Source organism: Enterocloster bolteae (genome assembly GCF_002234575.2).
Classification (GTDB): domain Bacteria; phylum Bacillota; class Clostridia; order Lachnospirales; family Lachnospiraceae; genus Enterocloster; species Enterocloster bolteae.
The window spans coordinates 2,346,469-2,364,566 of record NZ_CP022464.2; the positions used below are offsets into that span (position 1 = coordinate 2,346,469).

Genomic DNA, 18,098 nt, shown 5'->3' on the forward strand with positions numbered 1-18,098 from the left:
AGAGGTATCACTCCGAGACCGCTGATGTACCTGCAGGATTGGGGATTCTGCAGGCAGATCAGTAGTTTCGGCGTCTTCTGCCCCGGGGGATGCCAATGAAATCGGACATGCCCCAACCATACCGGTAACATTTATTATTTTTTTATTGTAAAGGAGATACCAGTATGTTTAAAAGTTTTAGTATGGATTTGGCAGGACGCAAGCTGACTGTTGAGGTTGGCCGTGTGGCTGCCCAGGCAAGCGGTGCTGCATTCATGCACTATGGCGATACGGTGGTGCTTTCCACGGCAACCGCGTCATCCAAGCCAAGGGAAGGCATTGATTTCTTCCCGCTCAGTGTGGAATATGAGGAAAAATTATATTCAGTAGGAAAGATACCAGGCGGTTTTAATAAGAGGGAAGGCAAGGCTTCTGAGAACGCTGTCCTGACCTGCCGCGTTATCGACCGCCCCATGCGGCCGCTGTTCCCTAAGGATTACCGCAACGACGTGACCCTTGACAACATCGTAATGTGTGTGGACCCCAACTGCAGCCCTGAGCTGACAGCCATGCTGGGTTCTGCCATTGCAACCAGCATTTCCGATATTCCGTTTGCAGGTCCCTGTGCCACCACGCAGGTGGGTCTGATTGACGGTGAGTTTATTATCAACCCCACTGCTGACCAGAAGCAGGTATCTGACATGGCACTGACCGTTGCTTCCACCAGGGAAAAGGTTATCATGATTGAGGCCGGAGCCAATGAGGTGCCGGAGCAGATTATGATTGACGCCATCTTTAGGGCTCATGAAGTAAACCAGGAAATTATCAAGTTCATCGACACCATCGTGGCTGAGTGCGGTAAGGAAAAGCACACTTACGAGAGCTGCGCAGTGCCGGAAGAGCTGTTTGCCGCCATCAGGGAAATCGTGACTCCTCAGGAAATGGAAGAGGCTGTGTTTACCGATGACAAGCAGACCCGCGAGAAGAATATAGCAGAGATCACAGCAAAGCTGGAAGAGGCATTTGCCGGCAACGAGGAATGGCTTGCCGTCCTGGGCGAGGCTGTTTACCAGTACCAGAAGAAGACGGTCCGCAAGATGATCTTAAAGGATCACAAGCGTCCTGACGGCCGCGCCATCACAGAAATCCGCCACCTGGCCGCAGAGGTTGACCTGCTTCCGAGAGTTCATGGTTCAGGTATGTTTACCCGCGGACAGACACAGATACTCAACGCCTGCACCCTGGCTCCTCTGTCCGAGGCTCAGAAATTAGACGGCCTGGATGAGAATGAGACCAGCAAGCGTTATATGCATCACTATAACTTCCCATCCTTCTCTGTAGGCGAGACAAAGCCAAGCAGAGGACCCGGCCGCCGCGAGATAGGCCATGGCGCCCTGGCGGAGAGGGCATTGATTCCGGTTCTGCCAAGCGCGGAGGAATTCCCATATGCAATCCGTACCGTATCTGAGACCATGGAATCCAACGGTTCCACCTCTCAGGCAAGCATCTGCGCGTCCACCCTTTCACTGATGGCTGCCGGTGTGCCTCTTAAGGAAATGGTGGCTGGTATTTCCTGCGGTCTTGTGACCGGGGATACGGATGACGATTATCTGGTGCTTACAGACATCCAGGGCCTGGAAGATTTTTTTGGCGATATGGATTTTAAGGTGGGCGGAACCAAGAATGGTATTACTGCCATCCAGATGGATATTAAGATTCATGGACTGACACGGCCTATTATCGAGGAAGCTATTGCCAGGACCAGAGAAGCCAGAATGTATATTCTGGACAATGTAATGAGGCCTGTCATCTCAGAGCCAAGGAAGCATTTAAGCCCATATGCCCCGAAGATTAAGCAGATTACCATCGATCCGCAGAAGATTGGCGATGTGGTAGGAAAGCAGGGCAAGGTTATCAACAAGATTATTGAGGAGACCGGTGTTAAGATTGACATTACGGACGACGGTGCTGTAAATGTATGCGGCACGGACGAGGCTATGATTGATAAGGCCATCCAGATTATTACCGGAATCGTTACAGATATTGAGGCGGGCATGATATTTAACGGCAAAGTGGTGCGTATCATGAACTTCGGCGCATTTGTAGAGCTGGCCCCCAATAAGGATGGTATGATTCATATTTCCAAGCTGTCTGATAAGCGCGTTGGCAAGGTGGAGGATGTTGTGAATATCGGCGATGAGGTTACTGTAAAGGTAACTGAGGTCGATAAGATGGGCAGAATCAACCTGACCATGAGACCAAGCGACTTGGCAGAGAATAAGACTGCTGCCAGGACAGAGGAAAAATAAATTGCCCGGTAGAGGGCAGAATTAAAGAGGAGATAAGTTTATGAGAAACATGAAGAGAAATTTTGCGGTATTGGCCGCAACCGTTATGGCTGTGTGCAGCATTGCACTGACAGGATGCCAGCAGAAGCTGGAACCGGCAGACCAGGTAGTGGGAGCACTGTATGAGCTGTCTGTTAAGGAAAATGCGACTCCTATGAAGGATTTGCTGGGATTTGCTTCTGAGGAAGATGTAAAGACCGCCCTGATGGATGATTCCGCTGAGACAGACCTGGTTTCCATGTTCAAGTCAGAATTTGAGGCTGCAGGCATTGAGTTCTCTGACGAAGAGGTAGAGGAAATGTCCAATGCCCTTCAGGGACTGATTGACAAGCTGGATTACAGCACCGAGATCACAGACCAGAGCAAGGACGAGACCACCGTACTTCTGAAGGTTAAGAGCTATTCCATGACCGATATGCAGAATATCATGGTAGACGTTATGACCGATATGCAGAACAACATCGACGAAGACACAGCAGCAGCTATCATGGCCGGTGATGAGGATGCCCTTCAGAAGCTGATGCAGGATGCTGTAAAGCAGTATATGACAAAGATTGGCGAGATGGAGCCATCAGAAGAGATGACTGAGCTGACCATCAAGTGCCAGAGAGTCAAGGTGGATGTAAGCGGCAAGGAAAAGATTGCCTGGATGCCTCAGGACTTAAGCAAGTTCTCTGATGAGGTAAACAACGCAACCTTCAAATAGGTAAGAAGAAAGGGACAGTGCCTGTGAAAACAGGCATTGTCTTTTTTCAACCTTCGGTATATAATGGTTTTTGAGTTATCAGATTGAGAAGAATATAGGAGACTTTAACATGAGCAGAGTAAGGACAAGGTATGCACCCAGCCCCACAGGCAGGATGCATGTGGGAAATTTAAGGACGGCATTGTATGCCTATCTCATAGCAAAGCATGAGGGAGGGGATTTCCTTCTCCGTATTGAAGATACAGACCAGGAACGTTTCGTGGAAGGGGCAGTGGAGATCATATACCAGACCCTGAAGGACACGGGCCTGATTCATGACGAAGGACCTGACAAGGACGGCGGATGCGGCCCCTATGTCCAGAGTGAGCGCCAGGCATCCGGCATTTACCTGGAATACGCAAAAAAGCTGGTGGAAAAAGGAGAGGCTTATTACTGCTTCTGTACACCGGAGCGTCTGGCTTCCCTTAAGACAACTGTAAATGGAGAGGAAATCATGACATATGACAAGCACTGTCTCCATTTATCCAAAGAAGAGGTGGAAGCCAACCTGGCAGCAGGTATGCCCTATGTCATCCGCCAGAACAATCCCGCCACGGGAACCACCACGTTCCAGGACGAGATTTACGGGGATATCACGGTGGACAACTCCGAGCTGGATGATATGGTCCTCATCAAGTCAGACGGATACCCCACCTATAATTTCGCAAATGTGGTGGACGACCACCTGATGGGAATTACCCATGTGGTAAGGGGAAATGAATATCTGTCCTCATCACCCAAGTACAACAGGCTTTATGCCGCCTTCGGGTGGGATGTGCCGGTCTATGTACACTGTCCGCTGATTACAGATGAGAGCCATCATAAGCTGAGCAAGAGAAGCGGACATTCCTCCTTTGAGGACCTTTTGGAGCAGGGCTTTATCTCCCAGGCCGTGGTGAACTACGTGGCTCTTTTGGGCTGGTCACCGGAGGACAATCGGGAAATATTCTCCCTGGAGGAGATGGTAAAGGAATTTGATTACCACCGCATGAGCAAATCCCCTGCTGTGTTTGATATGACAAAGCTTAAGTGGATGAACGGCGAATATATGAAGGCAATGGATTTTGATACCTTCTACGGGATGGCTGAGCCATATCTGAAGGCAGCTGTCAGCAGGGATTTGGATCTCAGGAAGATAGCTGCCATGGTCAAGACAAGGATTGAAGTGTTCCCCGACATTGCGGACCATGTGGATTTCTTTGAGGCCCTTCCGGAATACGATACGGCCATGTACACCCATAAGAAGATGAAAACCAATGCAGAGACTTCACTTAAGGTTTTAACGGATGTGCTGCCTCTTTTGGAAGCACAGGATGATTTTACCAACGATGCCCTTTACGGTGTCCTTTCAAAATATGTGGAGGACACTGGGGTTAAGACCGGCTTTGTGATGTGGCCCATCCGCACCGCTGTTTCAGGTAAGCAGATGACGCCGGCCGGAGCCACGGAAATCATGGAAGTTCTGGGCAAAGAAGAGTCCCTGGCCAGAATCCGCAAAGGGATACAGATGCTTGAGGCATAGGAATCTAGTAAATGGCATTTAACGACGCACAAAAAACGGCAATCCGGCACAGGGAAGGTCCTATGCTGGTTTTGGCAGGACCCGGTTCCGGCAAGACGACAGTCATCACCAACCGGGTCCGTTATCTTACGGAAAAAGCAGGCGTGGATCCCTCCCATATTCTGGTAATCACATTTACCAGGGCAGCGGCCAGGGAAATGAAGGAGCGCTATGAACAGATTGCACAGGCAGGATGCAGCCGGGTTTCCTTCGGGACCTTTCATTCTGTCTTTTTTCTGATTCTCAAACTGGCTTACCGGTATAAGGCCGCAGACATTGTAAGGGAAGAACAGCGCATTCAGTACATGAAGGAAATGCTGGTAAAATGCGATTTGGAAGTTGAGGATGAAGGGGAGTTCATATCCTCTGTGCTCAGTGAAATCAGCATGGTGAAGGGCGAACTCATGGACATGGACCATTATTATGCAAAAAACTGTTCTGAGGATATGTTCAGACAGCTGTACCGGGGCTATGAAGCACGGCTGAGACAGAACCGGCTGCTGGATTTTGACGACATGCTGGTGATGTGCTATGAGCTGTTTAAGGAAAGAAAAGATATACTGTCTGCATGGCAGGACAAATACAGGTACATATTAATTGATGAGTTCCAGGATATAAACCGGATTCAGTATGAGATTGTGAAAATGCTGGCTCTTCCCGGAAACAACCTGTTCATCGTCGGGGATGACGACCAGTCCATTTACCGGTTCCGCGGGGCAAAGCCGGAGCTGATGCTGGGCTTTGAGCGGGATTATCCCGATGCAAAAAAGATTCTCCTGGACACCAATTACCGGTGCAGCCGCCAGATTGTGGAGGCTGCGGGGCGGGTTATCTCACACAACAGGACCCGTTTTCCAAAGGAGATCAAGGCGGCAAGAGGGAACGGACATCCGGTCATCATAAAGGCATGGCAGGAACCTATGGACGAAACTCTGGGAATCGTCACGGAAATACGTGACTATGCCTCCATGGGTATCTCCTACAATGACATGGCGGTGCTCTACCGGACCAACGTGGGGCCGCGGCTGCTGATTTCCAAGCTCATGGAATACAACATACCTTTTTACATGAGGGATGCGGTGCCAAATCTGTATGAGCACTGGATAGCCGGAAATGTAATCTCCTATATCCGGGCCGCATTAGGAGATCTGAGCCGTTCCAATGTGCTTCAAATCATCAACCGTCCCAAGCGCTACGTCAGCCGGGATGCCCTGGAGGGCCAGCAGGTCAGCTGGGAGTCGGTGAAATCCTTTTACCAGGATAAGAACTGGATGATGGACCGGATTGAGCAGCTGGAATATGATTTGGCGATGTTAAGGAACATGGCTCCGGCTGCAGCTGTCAATTATATCCGGAAGGCAGTGGAGTACGATGAGTATATCCGGGAATATGCCCAGTCCAGAAGGATGAAGCCGGAGGAACTCTTTGAGGTACTGGACCAGCTTCAGGAGAGCGCAGCCGGCTTTAAGACGTATGAACACTGGTTTATCCATATGGAGGAATACAAGGAACAGCTTAAGAAACAGGCGGCAGACAGGGATGCGCAGCGCCAGGGCGTCAGCCTTATGACCATGCACAGCGCCAAGGGACTGGAATTCCGGGTGGTCTATATCCTGGATGCCAATGAAGGCGTCACGCCCCATCACAAGGCGGTTCTGGATCCGGATGTGGAGGAAGAACGCAGAATGTTCTATGTGGCTATGACAAGGGCAAAGGAGAGGCTCCATATTTACCATGTGAAGGAGCGGTACCGCAAGAAACAGGCAATATCAAGGTTTGCAGAGGAGGCAGAGGGATGAATGAAACGGGGCTGGTCCAGATCTATTGCGGAGATGGAAAGGGAAAGACCACGGCAGCTATAGGTGCGGCTGTGCGGGCTGCCGGACGGGGATACCGGGTACTGGTGGCCAGGCTGCTTAAGACGGATGATTCGGGGGAGGTCAATGGCCTGGTCCATATACCCGGCATTACAGTGCTGCCCTGCGACCAGAACTTCGGTTTTTCCTGGAACATGACCCAGTCCCAGCGGAAGGCAGCTGCACTGTATTATGACCACTGTCTACTGACGGCCTGGAACATGGCCCTGGGGGCGGGCGGGGAGGAACCATATGACATGCTGGTGCTGGATGAAGCCATTGGAGCCTGCAATCTGGGGTTTGTGGACGAGTCCGGGCTGATAAAGGCCCTTAAAGAAAAACCGGCTTCCCTGGAGGTCATCCTCACAGGGCGCTGTCCCTCAGAGGCCCTGCAGGAGCAGGCGGACTATATCACAGAGATGGTTATGAGGCGCCATCCCTACGAGAGGGGAATCGGAGCAAGGGAAGGAATCGAATATTAGAGAATATGTTCTTGCATTTTCAGGGTGAGTCTGATAGAGTGTAAGAGAAAAGAAACAAGCCTAAATTTAAGGAAATAAGAGAGGAATCAGGATATGGCAGATGAGAAAGAGCTGAATGAAGAAGAGCAGGAGATGACAGTGACCCTTACTCTGGATGATGATACAGAAGTGGAGTGCGTGGTGCTGACCGTTTTTAACGCGGGAGAGCACGAATACATTGCCCTTCTGCCTATGGAGGGCGCTGACTCAGAGGAAGGCGAGGTATATCTGTACCGCTATAGCGAGACTGAGGACGGAACCCCTAACCTGGACAATATCGAGGATGACGATGAGTACGAAATCGTGGCTGAAGCATTTGACGAACTTCTGGATGCCCAGGAATACGACGAGCTGGTTGGTGAGGACGAGGAAGAATAATCTGGATAATTAAGATACAGGTGAATGGCTCCGGGAGAAATCCCGGAGCTTTTCCTTTATTCTCCGGTGAAACGTTTCGACGGTGCTGTTTCTGCGAGAATTCTCCCGCCGTCTGAACAGCTGCCCCTTAGTTGTGAAACTTGTGTGAAATGATGGAAATATTCCTTGATTTTTGTTAAAATAATTTCTATAAAAGAATGAAAAAAGGCCAGATTATATGTAAGGAGGCAGTATCATGGATACACTTAAGATATTAGTAGTGGACGACGAAGCCAGAATGAGAAAGCTGGTAAAGGATTTTCTCACCAATAAAGGGTTTGCAGTCATAGAGGCAGGCGACGGCGAGGAGGCAGTGGACGTATTCTTTGCGCAAAAGGACATTGCACTGGTTCTTCTGGATGTAATGATGCCGAAAATGGACGGCTGGGAAGTTCTGAGGACCATCCGCAAATATTCCCAGGTACCGGTTATCATGCTGACAGCCAGAAGCGAGGAGCGTGACGAGCTCCAGGGCTTTTCCCTGGGAGTGGACGAGTATATATCAAAGCCCTTCAGCCCCAAGATTCTGGTGGCACGGGTGGAGGCCATTCTTAGGAGGACCAATGTGGCCTCTACGGACAGCGTGAATGTGGGAGGAATCTGCATTGATAAGGCGGCCCATCAGGTCACCATTGACGGACAGGAGATTGATCTGAGCTTTAAGGAGTTTGAGCTTCTCACCTACTTTGTGGAAAATCAGGGAATCGCCCTTTCCAGGGAAAAGATTCTGAATAATGTGTGGAATTATGACTACTTTGGAGATGCCCGTACCATAGACACCCATGTAAAGAAGCTGCGCAGCAAAATGGGGGAAAAAGGAGAATATATCAAGACCATATGGGGCATGGGCTATAAATTTGAGGTGAGCGAAGGATGAAGCATTCCATAAGAGTAAAATTCACCATGATATTCATTGGTCTGATGGCAGCAGTGCTGGTCAGCATGTGGGCGGTGAACAGCTTTTTTCTGGAGAGCTTCTATACCAAACAAAAGCTGCAGCTTTTGGAAAATGCCTATGAAAATCTGAATGCCATTGCTGTGGACAAGGAGTTCCTGGGCGAGAATATCACGGAAGATTTGCAGAGCCTGTACTCAAACGACGGGGAGCAGACAGAAGCCAGCCGTCTCTTGCGGCTCATGAACGACAAATATAATACGACCATCGTGATTCAGGACAGCATTACCGGAGAGCTGATTCCGCTGGCAAAGGACGGAAAATTCCTGGCAGATGCTCTCCACCGCTATATATTAGGAATCATCGACCCCAGGACGGAGACCCTGATATCCCAGGACGACCATCAGGTGCAGAAGATATATGACAGACGGTCACAGGGATATTACCTCCAGAGCTGGGGTTTTTTTGACGATAACAGAACCATGTTTATCATGTCCATGCCCCTGGCCAGCATTCACGACAGCGTAAGCATATCCAATGAGTTCCTGGCTTATGTGGGACTTGCTGCCCTTGTGCTGGGAAGCGCCCTCATGTACTATGCAACCAAAAAGGTGGTGTCGCCCATACGTTCCCTTGCAGCGCTGTCCGCCCGAATGTCGGAGCTGGATTTTGAGGCGCGCTACACAGGGGATTCGGAGGATGAGATTGGAGTTCTGGGCCACAGCATGAATACATTGTCGGAACGGCTTAAGGATACCATTGGTGAGCTTAAGACAGCCAATAACGAGCTGCAAAAGGACATTGAGGAAAAGATAAAAATTGATGAAACCCGCAAGGAGTTTATTGCCAATGTGTCCCATGAGCTTAAGACCCCCATTGCCCTGATACAGGGATATGCAGAGGGGCTGACTGAGGGCATGGCGGAGGATGAGGACAGCCGGAATTACTACTGTGAGGTCATCATGGACGAAGCCGGAAAGATGAATAAGATGGTGAAGCAGCTCCTGACCCTGACCGCCCTGGAATTCGGCAACGACATGCCTGTGATGGAACGGTTTGATATCACAGCCCTGATCCGCGGCATCCTGGCATCAGCCGGCATTCTGCTGCAGCAAAAGGAGGCCCGGGTTGTATTTGAACAGAAGGAGCCTGTATGGGTGTGGGCGGATGAGTTTAAGATAGAGGAGGTCATCACCAACTACCTGAACAATGCCATGAATCACCTGGACGGGGAGCGGCAAATTACTATCAGCATATTCAGGGAAGGGGACCAGGTACGCATCACGGTATTTAACACAGGGCAGCATATACCCGAGGAGGATCTGGATAATCTTTGGACCAAGTTCTACAAAGTGGATAAGGCAAGGACCAGGGAATACGGAGGCAGCGGCATCGGACTTTCCATTGTCAAGGCAATCATGGATTCACACAACAAATCCTGCGGTGTTGAAAATGTGGACGGGGGGGTGGAGTTCTGGTTTACAGTGGACAGCGGGGTATAAAAATGGCTTAAAATACAGTATTTTACAGTTCTTTTTGACAATTTGGAAATGTGCATAAATTTGGACCGCCGCCAAAATGGATTTTATAACTATTGACAAAATATGAGCATATGCTACAATTAAAAAGTAACTGTTGTCCCCTTGTAAAAAAAATTTTGGAGGTAAGTATGAGAAAAAAGTTAATAGGCGTTATGCTTGCAGCAGCCATGGTGACAGGGCTTGCTGGCTGTGGCAGTTCTTCTGGCACAGGTACGAGCGCAGCGGCAGCTGATACCCAGGCTACCGAGGCTCAGAAGGAAGAGGCAAAGGATGATGCCAAAAAAGAGGATGAAAAAGAGGATTCTGAGGCATCTGACACAGAGGGAGCCAGCGATTTCCACATTGGTATCGTAACCGGTTCCGTATCCCAGTCCGAGGATGACAGGCGTGGCGCTGAGGCGTTCCAGGCTATGTACGGCGAGGACATGGTTAAGCTGGCTATTTATCCGGACAACTTCACGGAGGAGTTAGAGACCACCATCCAGACCATTGTCAACCTTTCTGATGATCCTAAGATGAAAGCAATCATCATGAACCAGTCTGTTCCAGGCACAACCGAGGCTTTCCGTAAGATCAAAGAGACCCGCCCTGACATTCTCTGTATTGCCGGCGAGGGACATGAGGATCTTCCTGAGATTGGCAGCGCAGCTGACCTGGTCTGCAACAACGACTTCGTTGCCCGTGGCTACCTGATCATCCGTACCGCTCATGAACTGGGCTGTGATACGTTTGTACATATTTCCTTCCCGCGTCACATGGCTTATGAGACTATGAGCCGCCGTGTGGCTGTTATGAAGGAAGCCTGCAAGGAATTCGGCATGGAATTCGTACTTGAGACAGCTCCGGATCCAACCTCTGACGTAGGTGTTGCCGGTGCTCAGGCGTACATACTTGAGAAGGTTCCGGAGTGGGTTGAGAAGTACGGCGAGAACGCCGCTTACTTCTGTACAAATGACGCCCATACAGAGCCGCTGTTAAAGCAGCTTATGGAATACGGCGGCTACTTCATCGAAGCAGATCTTCCTTCACCGCTGATGGGTTATCCAGGCGCTCTTGGTATCGATCTGACTGCTGAAGCTGGTGATTTTGATAAGATTCTTGCAAAGGTTGAGTCCACTATCGTTGAAAAAGGCGGAGCTGACCACTTCGGTACATGGGCATATTCCTATGGATATACCACATCTGCCGGCCTTGCACAGCATGCACTGAACGTCCTCAATGGCGAGAGTGAGCTTGATGACATTGATGATATTGCAAAGGCATACCAGGTATTCTCTCCTAAGGCTGAGTGGAATGGTTCCAATTACACCAATGTGGAAACCGGCGTTAAGTTAGACAATGTGTTCCTGGTATATCAGGATACCTATATCATGGGCGATCCAGGACATTTCATGGGTTCTACTAAGATTGAGGTTCCAGAGAAATACTTCACCATCAAGTAAGACACTTACTAATAAAAATAAGTACGGAGAACAGTGGGGAGGGGTTTCTCTCCCCCCTGTTGTGTTAGGTGGGCATAATATGATGAATAACAACACTCCCTTATTGGAGATGCGCAATATCAAGAAGGATTTTTTTGGCAATCAGGTCTTGACTGATATTAACTTTACACTGAATGCCGGCGAGGTACTGGGTCTTGTCGGTGAAAATGGTGCCGGTAAAAGTACATTGATGAAACTCCTTTTTGGAATGGATGTGATTAGGGAAACCGGCGGATATGGCGGAGACGTCCTGATTAATGGCGAGAAGGTCAGCTTCTCAACACCCTTTGATGCATTGGAGGCCGGAATCGGCATGGTGCATCAGGAATTTTCATTAATACCGGGATTCACGGCAACAGATAATATACTGCTCAACCGTGAACCAAAGAAAAAGAATATAATCTCGGAAATTTTCGGTGACAGATTAGATACCCTTGATTATAAGGAGATGGCCGAACGTTCTGAGCAGGCTATTGATAAGATGGGCGTTAAGATTGACGCCAAAATGGTTATCAGCGATATGCCCGTGGGTCATAAGCAGTTTACTGAGATCGCGAGAGAGCTCAGCAAGGATAATCTGAAACTGCTGATACTGGATGAGCCGACGGCTGTTCTGACGGAAAAAGAGGCAGAGGCACTGCTGGATTCCATCCGCGGCATGGCTGCCAAAGGCATTGCCGTGATTTTCATTACACACCGGCTTCATGAGATTCTGACAGTCTGTGACAAGGTGGTTATCATGCGGGACGGCTACGTTGTAAAGGACGTGCCTGCAAAGGAAACGGATGTTGCGGATATTACAAAGTGGATGGTGGGAAGAAATATCCAGACCACGGCCAGGGCGGATATCCGGATTAATCCGGATGCAAAGAATATCATGTCTATCCGCAATCTCTGGGTGGATATGTCAGGTGAGACAGTGCGCAATGTAGATCTTGATATCAAGGAAGGCGAGATTCTTGGTATAGGCGGACTGGCCGGTCAGGGAAAGCTGGGCATTCCAAACGGAATCATGGGGCTGTGCGAGGCGGGCGGCAAAGTGGAATTTGACGGCAAGCCCATTCCTCTTAACAACCCAAGAAAATGTCTGGACGCCTCTCTGGCCTTTGTTTCTGAGGACAGAAGGGACGTGGGACTCCTTCTCGATGAAACCCTTGAGTGGAATATTGCATTTTCAGCCATGCAGATTCATGATAAATTCCTCAAGAAATACCTTGGAGGAATGATTACCTGGAGAGATGAAAAGGCAATCCACGAAGTGACCCAAAAATACATAGACGAGCTAAAGATAAAATGCACCAGCTCCAAGCAAAAGGCAAAGGAGCTTTCCGGTGGAAACCAGCAGAAAGTGTGTCTGGCAAAGGCCTTTGCACTTGAACCTAAATTCCTGTTTGTATCCGAGCCTACGAGAGGTATTGATGTGGGCGCGAAATCATTGGTACTGGATGCTCTTAAGCAGTTCAACAAGGAGCATGGAGTTACCGTTGTCATGATTTCCTCTGAGCTGGAGGAACTGAGGACCACGTGTGACCGTATTGCCATTGTTTCGGGCGGTAAGATTGCTGGAATCCTGCCGGCGACCGAATCTTCAGAAGAATTCGGTATGCTCATGGTCAGCCAGGTTAAATAAGGGGGGAGACAGCATGGGAAAAATACAAGATAGTACAATAAATCCTGGGAAGAAGACGAAAATCAGGGAATTGATTGACAACTTCGGTCTGCCGAGGCTGATCATTGCCGGATTTCTTTTGGCGCTCTTCATTCTGGCGCCAATCGTCGGAGCGGATCTTCCCACACAGATAACCAACACGATTAACCGTTTCAGCTGGAATGCCGTCCTGGTACTGGCAATGGTGCCCATGGTGCATTCGGGCTGCGGGCTTAATTTCGGCCTTCCGTTAGGCATTATCTCCGGTCTTCTGGGTGCGACCATGTCCATTCAGTTTGGCTTTACCGGACCTGTCAGCTTTTTCATGGCTATTCTGATAGCTACTCCGTTTGCGCTGATCTTTGGCGGCGGCTACGGCTGGCTGCTCAACAAGATTAAAGGCGGCGAGATGATGATTGCCACTTATGTGGGCTTTTCATCCGTATCCTTTATGTGTATGATGTGGCTTTTACTGCCATACAGCAGTCCCACCATGGTTTGGGGATTGTCAGGCAAAGGCCTTCGTACAACAATCTCACTGGAGGGTTTTTACGATAAGGCATTGGCCAATTTCCTGCAGATTAATATCGGTAAGATTTCCATACCTACAGGCAGCCTCCTGTTCTTTGCCTTTCTTGCCTTCCTTATGTGGGCGTTCCTTCACACCAAGACCGGTACTGCCATGACAGCAGTGGGCTCCAATCCCAATTTTGCCAGGGCATCCGGCATCAATATTGATAAGACGAGAATGCTTTCCGTCATCATGTCTACCTGGCTTGCCGCGGTGGGCATCCTGATGTATGAGCAGGGTTTCGGCTTTATCCAGCTTTACATGGCGCCCTTCTATATGGCGCTTCCGGCAGTGTCTGCAATCCTGATTGGAGGCGCTTCAGTCAATAAGGCATCCATTACCAATGTAATCATAGGTACGTTCCTGTTCCAGGGCATTGTTACCATGACCCCAACGGTAATGAATTCCATGATTCATATGGATATGAGCGAGGTTATCCGTATCGTTGTTTCCAATGGTATGATTCTTTATGCTCTGACCAGAAAGACGGAGGGATCAAAATGAGTAAAAAACAGAAAAATAACGGCAGTAATAGCATTCTCGAACTAGTTCGGAATAACTCTGTGCCGCTGATGTTTATCATTATCTGCGCCGTCTGCATTCCGATATCCGGTTTTTCTCCGGGGTATCTGCTCAATGAGATTGTCACCAGATTGGGCAGGAATGCCTTCCTGATCCTGAGCCTGCTGATTCCCATTATGGCCGGCATGGGACTTAACTTCGGTATGACTCTGGGCGCTATGGCAGGTGAAATCGGCCTTATCTTTGTGGCCGACTGGCAGATATGGGGAATACCCGGCATTATCCTTGCCATGATCATTTCCATACCGATTTCCATTCTGCTGGGCCTTTTCTGCGGTAAGATGCTCAACATGGCCAAAGGCAGGGAGATGGTTACCAGCTATATCATCAGCTTCTTCATGAATGGTCTGTATCAGCTGGTGGTTCTGTACATGATGGGTTCCATTATTCCGATTATCCATTCCTCCATTAAGCTGCCAAGAGGTTATGGTGTCCGCAACACGGTCAGCCTTCTTCATATGAGGCAGTATCTGGACAATCTTCTGGCCATCCATATCGGAGGTGTCAAGATTCCGGTACTGACCCTTATTATCATTGCCCTGCTGTGTTTGTTTATCATATGGTTCCGCAAGACAAAGCTGGGCCAGGACATGCGTGCCGTTGGCCAGGATATGGATGTAGCCGGTGACGCAGGCATCAAGGTGGAGAGGACCCGTATTATCGCCATTATCATGTCAACGGTTTTCGCCGGACTTGGCATGGTTATCTACCTGCAGAATATGGGCAATATTTCCACCTACAGTTCCCATACACAGATTGGTATGTTCTGTATCGCAGCCCTGCTTGTGGGCGGAGCCTCTGTTGACAGGGCGTCCATTGGCAACGTATTCCTTGGAGTCATCCTGTTCCACCTGATGTTCATTGTGGCGCCCAAAGCAGGCGCAACCATTACCGGTGATTCCATGATTGGTGAGTATTTCCGTGTATTCATCTCCTATGGTGTTATCACCGTTGCTCTTATCATGTATGAGACGAAAAAACGAAGAGCTAAGGGCAAGGCTGGTCAGATGCTGCAGCTTGCACAGAGTGAGGAGGGGGAGAATTGAGAGCGAAACGTACCATTCTATTCAGAATAGGAGCAATCCTACTCCTGCTCATTATCGCAGGTATTATGATGGTCATTGGCCGCGGACATACGGTGTATATAGATAATAAGTCCATTGATTATAATGGTCAGACCTATACCACACCTTATAAGGTAGTGGTGTATGTGGACGGTGAACAGGTAGCAAAACTCCGGGATAAGGAGAGAGGCATGGCTACCTGTATTGGCCAGACCTTTAAAATGACTCTGGAAATTACTCAGGAAAAAGGCGGAAGCGAAGAGATGGTCGATGTGACCGTTTCCCTGCCGCATCATATGGACGGCATTGCCATCAACCTGCCGGCGTATATGGCCGGGCTTCCTGAGGAAGCATACCTGTCCGAGTTCCAGGTTGCGCCGGAGGTGGTTGAAGAGGAGAGCGAATCATCATCCGATGAAATTCCGGTTGACGGAATTCCGGCAGAAGGGATACCTTCAGATATATAACTGTTATATAACTGTTATATAACTGTTATATAACTGTAACAGGCACAGTCTGTAAGTGCTATACCGCTGCCGATAAAACCATGAAGTTGATTGATACAGCCCGTGCGAATGCATGGGCTGTATTGTGTAAAAAAGTGTGTAAAAGAGGTGTGTAAAAAAAGTTGTAAATTATTGTTGACATTTGTCGAAACATCTGGTAAGATATCTCTTGCGCTGCGGTGAGTACCAAAAGCGCAAGAGAATAAGAAATAAAAAAATGAAAAAAGTTGTTGACAAACACAAGCGACTGTGATAAGATATAAAAGTTGCTGCTGAACAAGCCAACAACAAAGAACCTTGATAATTGAAGATTAGACAGTATGTAAAACCCTGAAAATTCTAAAAACAAAAGGTCTGGTTTAGACCTTTGGATTTGAGAAAATTCAGAACAAAACCAAGTAATGAAGGTTAAAGATAACTAGCCAAGCTAAGTAGTCTGAAACCTGGAATCAACTTTTAAACATGAGAGTTTGATCCTGGCTCAGGATGAACGCTGGCGGCGTGCCTAACACATGCAAGTCGAACGAAGCAATTAAAATGAAGTTTTCGGATGGATTTTTAATTGACTGAGTGGCGGACGGGTGAGTAACGCGTGGATAACCTGCCTCACACTGGGGGATAACAGTTAGAAATGACTGCTAATACCGCATAAGCGCACAGTGCCGCATGGTACAGTGTGAAAAACTCCGGTGGTGTGAGATGGATCCGCGTCTGATTAGCCAGTTGGCGGGGTAACGGCCCACCAAAGCGACGATCAGTAGCCGACCTGAGAGGGTGACCGGCCACATTGGGACTGAGACACGGCCCAAACTCCTACGGGAGGCAGCAGTGGGGAATATTGCACAATGGGCGAAAGCCTGATGCAGCGACGCCGCGTGAGTGAAGAAGTATTTCGGTATGTAAAGCTCTATCAGCAGGGAAGAAAATGACGGTACCTGACTAAGAAGCCCCGGCTAACTACGTGCCAGCAGCCGCGGTAATACGTAGGGGGCAAGCGTTATCCGGATTTACTGGGTGTAAAGGGAGCGTAGACGGCGAAGCAAGTCTGAAGTGAAAACCCAGGGCTCAACCCTGGGACTGCTTTGGAAACTGTTTTGCTAGAGTGTCGGAGAGGTAAGTGGAATTCCTAGTGTAGCGGTGAAATGCGTAGATATTAGGAGGAACACCAGTGGCGAAGGCGGCTTACTGGACGATAACTGACGTTGAGGCTCGAAAGCGTGGGGAGCAAACAGGATTAGATACCCTGGTAGTCCACGCCGTAAACGATGAATGCTAGGTGTTGGGGGGCAAAGCCCTTCGGTGCCGTCGCAAACGCAGTAAGCATTCCACCTGGGGAGTACGTTCGCAAGAATGAAACTCAAAGGAATTGACGGGGACCCGCACAAGCGGTGGAGCATGTGGTTTAATTCGAAGCAACGCGAAGAACCTTACCAAGTCTTGACATCCTCTTGACCGGCGTGTAACGGCGCCTTCCCTTCGGGGCAAGAGAGACAGGTGGTGCATGGTTGTCGTCAGCTCGTGTCGTGAGATGTTGGGTTAAGTCCCGCAACGAGCGCAACCCTTATCCTTAGTAGCCAGCAGGTAAAGCTGGGCACTCTAGGGAGACTGCCAGGGATAACCTGGAGGAAGGTGGGGATGACGTCAAATCATCATGCCCCTTATGATTTGGGCTACACACGTGCTACAATGGCGTAAACAAAGGGAAGCAAGACAGTGATGTGGAGCAAATCCCAAAAATAACGTCCCAGTTCGGACTGTAGTCTGCAACCCGACTACACGAAGCTGGAATCGCTAGTAATCGCGAATCAGAATGTCGCGGTGAATACGTTCCCGGGTCTTGTACACACCGCCCGTCACACCATGGGAGTCAGCAACGCCCGAAGTCAGTGACCCAACTCGCAAGAGAGGGAGCTGCCGAAGGCGGGGCAGGTAACTGGGGTGAAGTCGTAACAAGGTAGCCGTATCGGAAGGTGCGGCTGGATCACCTCCTTTCTAAGGAAGAAGAAGTAAGGGTTTTATATACTGTCTAGTGTTCAATGAAAAGGACACAAAGAATTTCTGGTGCCGATGCGCTTAGGGGAAACACCCGTACCCATCCCGAACACGATGGTTAAGACCTAAGCGGCCGATGGTACTATGCTGGAGACGGCATGGGAGAGCAGGTGGGTGCCAGATTTCTATGGGGGTGTAGCTCAGTTGGGAGAGCACCTGCCTTGCAAGCAGGGGGTCAAGAGTTCGAATCTCTCCATCTCCATTTGCTGAAGTAACCAAAAGGAAGAAGCTTATGCTTAAAACCTCAGAGGAAACGGAAGCATACCATATGTACCTTGAAAACCGCATATTGAATAAAAATGAATTGTATATTCTAAATCAGAATATCAAG

13 protein-coding genes, 1 tRNA gene and 2 rRNA genes are annotated in these 18,098 nt (G+C 49.2%); all 16 read left to right on the plus strand.

Annotation, left to right across the window (positions count from 1 at the left end):
- Positions 1-164: 164 nt before the first annotated feature.
- The 16 genes from CGC65_RS11010 (at position 165) to CGC65_RS11085 (ending at position 17,969) form a co-directional block, all read left to right on the plus strand.
- Complete coding sequence (locus CGC65_RS11010) at positions 165-2,288, plus strand: polyribonucleotide nucleotidyltransferase (protein ID WP_002569328.1); 2,124 nt, start codon at positions 165-167, stop codon at positions 2,286-2,288.
- A gap of 40 nt (positions 2,289-2,328) precedes the next feature.
- Positions 2,329-3,033 (plus strand): hypothetical protein, encoded by a 705-nt coding sequence (locus tag CGC65_RS11015; protein WP_002569327.1) that lies wholly within the window; start codon positions 2,329-2,331, stop codon positions 3,031-3,033.
- A gap of 109 nt (positions 3,034-3,142) precedes the next feature.
- The gene (gltX, locus tag CGC65_RS11020; RefSeq protein ID WP_002569326.1) at positions 3,143-4,594 is read left to right on the plus strand and encodes a glutamate--tRNA ligase; all 1,452 of its coding nucleotides are present in this window, start codon (positions 3,143-3,145) and stop codon (positions 4,592-4,594) included.
- Positions 4,595-4,605: 11 nt separating this feature from the next.
- On the plus strand, positions 4,606-6,432 hold the full coding sequence (locus CGC65_RS11025; RefSeq protein WP_002569325.1) for an ATP-dependent helicase: 1,827 nt from the start codon (positions 4,606-4,608) through the stop codon (positions 6,430-6,432).
- The gene (locus tag CGC65_RS11030) at positions 6,429-6,971 is read left to right on the plus strand and encodes a cob(I)yrinic acid a,c-diamide adenosyltransferase (RefSeq protein ID WP_002569324.1); all 543 of its coding nucleotides are present in this window, start codon (positions 6,429-6,431) and stop codon (positions 6,969-6,971) included. The genes CGC65_RS11025 and CGC65_RS11030 overlap by 4 nt, the downstream gene beginning before the upstream one ends.
- A 93-nt stretch (positions 6,972-7,064) precedes the next feature.
- Positions 7,065-7,388, plus strand: a complete 324-nt coding sequence (locus tag CGC65_RS11035; protein WP_002569323.1) for a DUF1292 domain-containing protein — start codon at positions 7,065-7,067, stop codon at positions 7,386-7,388.
- Between the two features lie 235 nt (positions 7,389-7,623).
- Positions 7,624-8,304: a response regulator transcription factor gene (locus CGC65_RS11040; RefSeq protein ID WP_002569322.1), complete on the plus strand. Its 681-nt coding sequence runs from the start codon at positions 7,624-7,626 to the stop codon at positions 8,302-8,304.
- Positions 8,301-9,824, plus strand: a complete 1,524-nt coding sequence (locus CGC65_RS11045) for a sensor histidine kinase (protein ID WP_002569321.1) — start codon at positions 8,301-8,303, stop codon at positions 9,822-9,824. The genes CGC65_RS11040 and CGC65_RS11045 overlap by 4 nt, the downstream gene beginning before the upstream one ends.
- Positions 9,825-9,991: 167 nt before the next feature.
- Positions 9,992-11,305, plus strand: coding sequence for a DUF3798 domain-containing protein (locus tag CGC65_RS11050; protein WP_002569320.1), 1,314 nt, complete (start codon positions 9,992-9,994; stop codon positions 11,303-11,305).
- Positions 11,306-11,384: 79 nt separating this feature from the next.
- Complete coding sequence (locus tag CGC65_RS11055) at positions 11,385-12,974, plus strand: sugar ABC transporter ATP-binding protein (protein ID WP_002569319.1); 1,590 nt, start codon at positions 11,385-11,387, stop codon at positions 12,972-12,974.
- A 13-nt stretch (positions 12,975-12,987) separates the two neighbouring features.
- Complete coding sequence (locus tag CGC65_RS11060; protein ID WP_002569318.1) at positions 12,988-14,067, plus strand: ABC transporter permease subunit; 1,080 nt, start codon at positions 12,988-12,990, stop codon at positions 14,065-14,067.
- Positions 14,064-15,191, plus strand: coding sequence for an ABC transporter permease (locus CGC65_RS11065; protein ID WP_002569317.1), 1,128 nt, complete (start codon positions 14,064-14,066; stop codon positions 15,189-15,191). The genes CGC65_RS11060 and CGC65_RS11065 overlap by 4 nt, the downstream gene beginning before the upstream one ends.
- Positions 15,188-15,676, plus strand: coding sequence for a DUF6672 family protein (locus tag CGC65_RS11070; protein ID WP_002569316.1), 489 nt, complete (start codon positions 15,188-15,190; stop codon positions 15,674-15,676). Before CGC65_RS11065 ends, CGC65_RS11070 begins: the two co-directional genes overlap by 4 nt.
- A 497-nt stretch (positions 15,677-16,173) precedes the next feature.
- A 16S ribosomal RNA gene (locus CGC65_RS11075) occupies positions 16,174-17,707 on the plus strand.
- A 65-nt stretch (positions 17,708-17,772) separates the two neighbouring features.
- Positions 17,773-17,890: ribosomal RNA gene (rrf, locus tag CGC65_RS11080) — 5S ribosomal RNA — on the plus strand.
- A gap of 6 nt (positions 17,891-17,896) precedes the next feature.
- Positions 17,897-17,969 (plus strand) — tRNA-Ala (locus CGC65_RS11085).
- Positions 17,970-18,098: the final 129 nt, after the last annotated feature.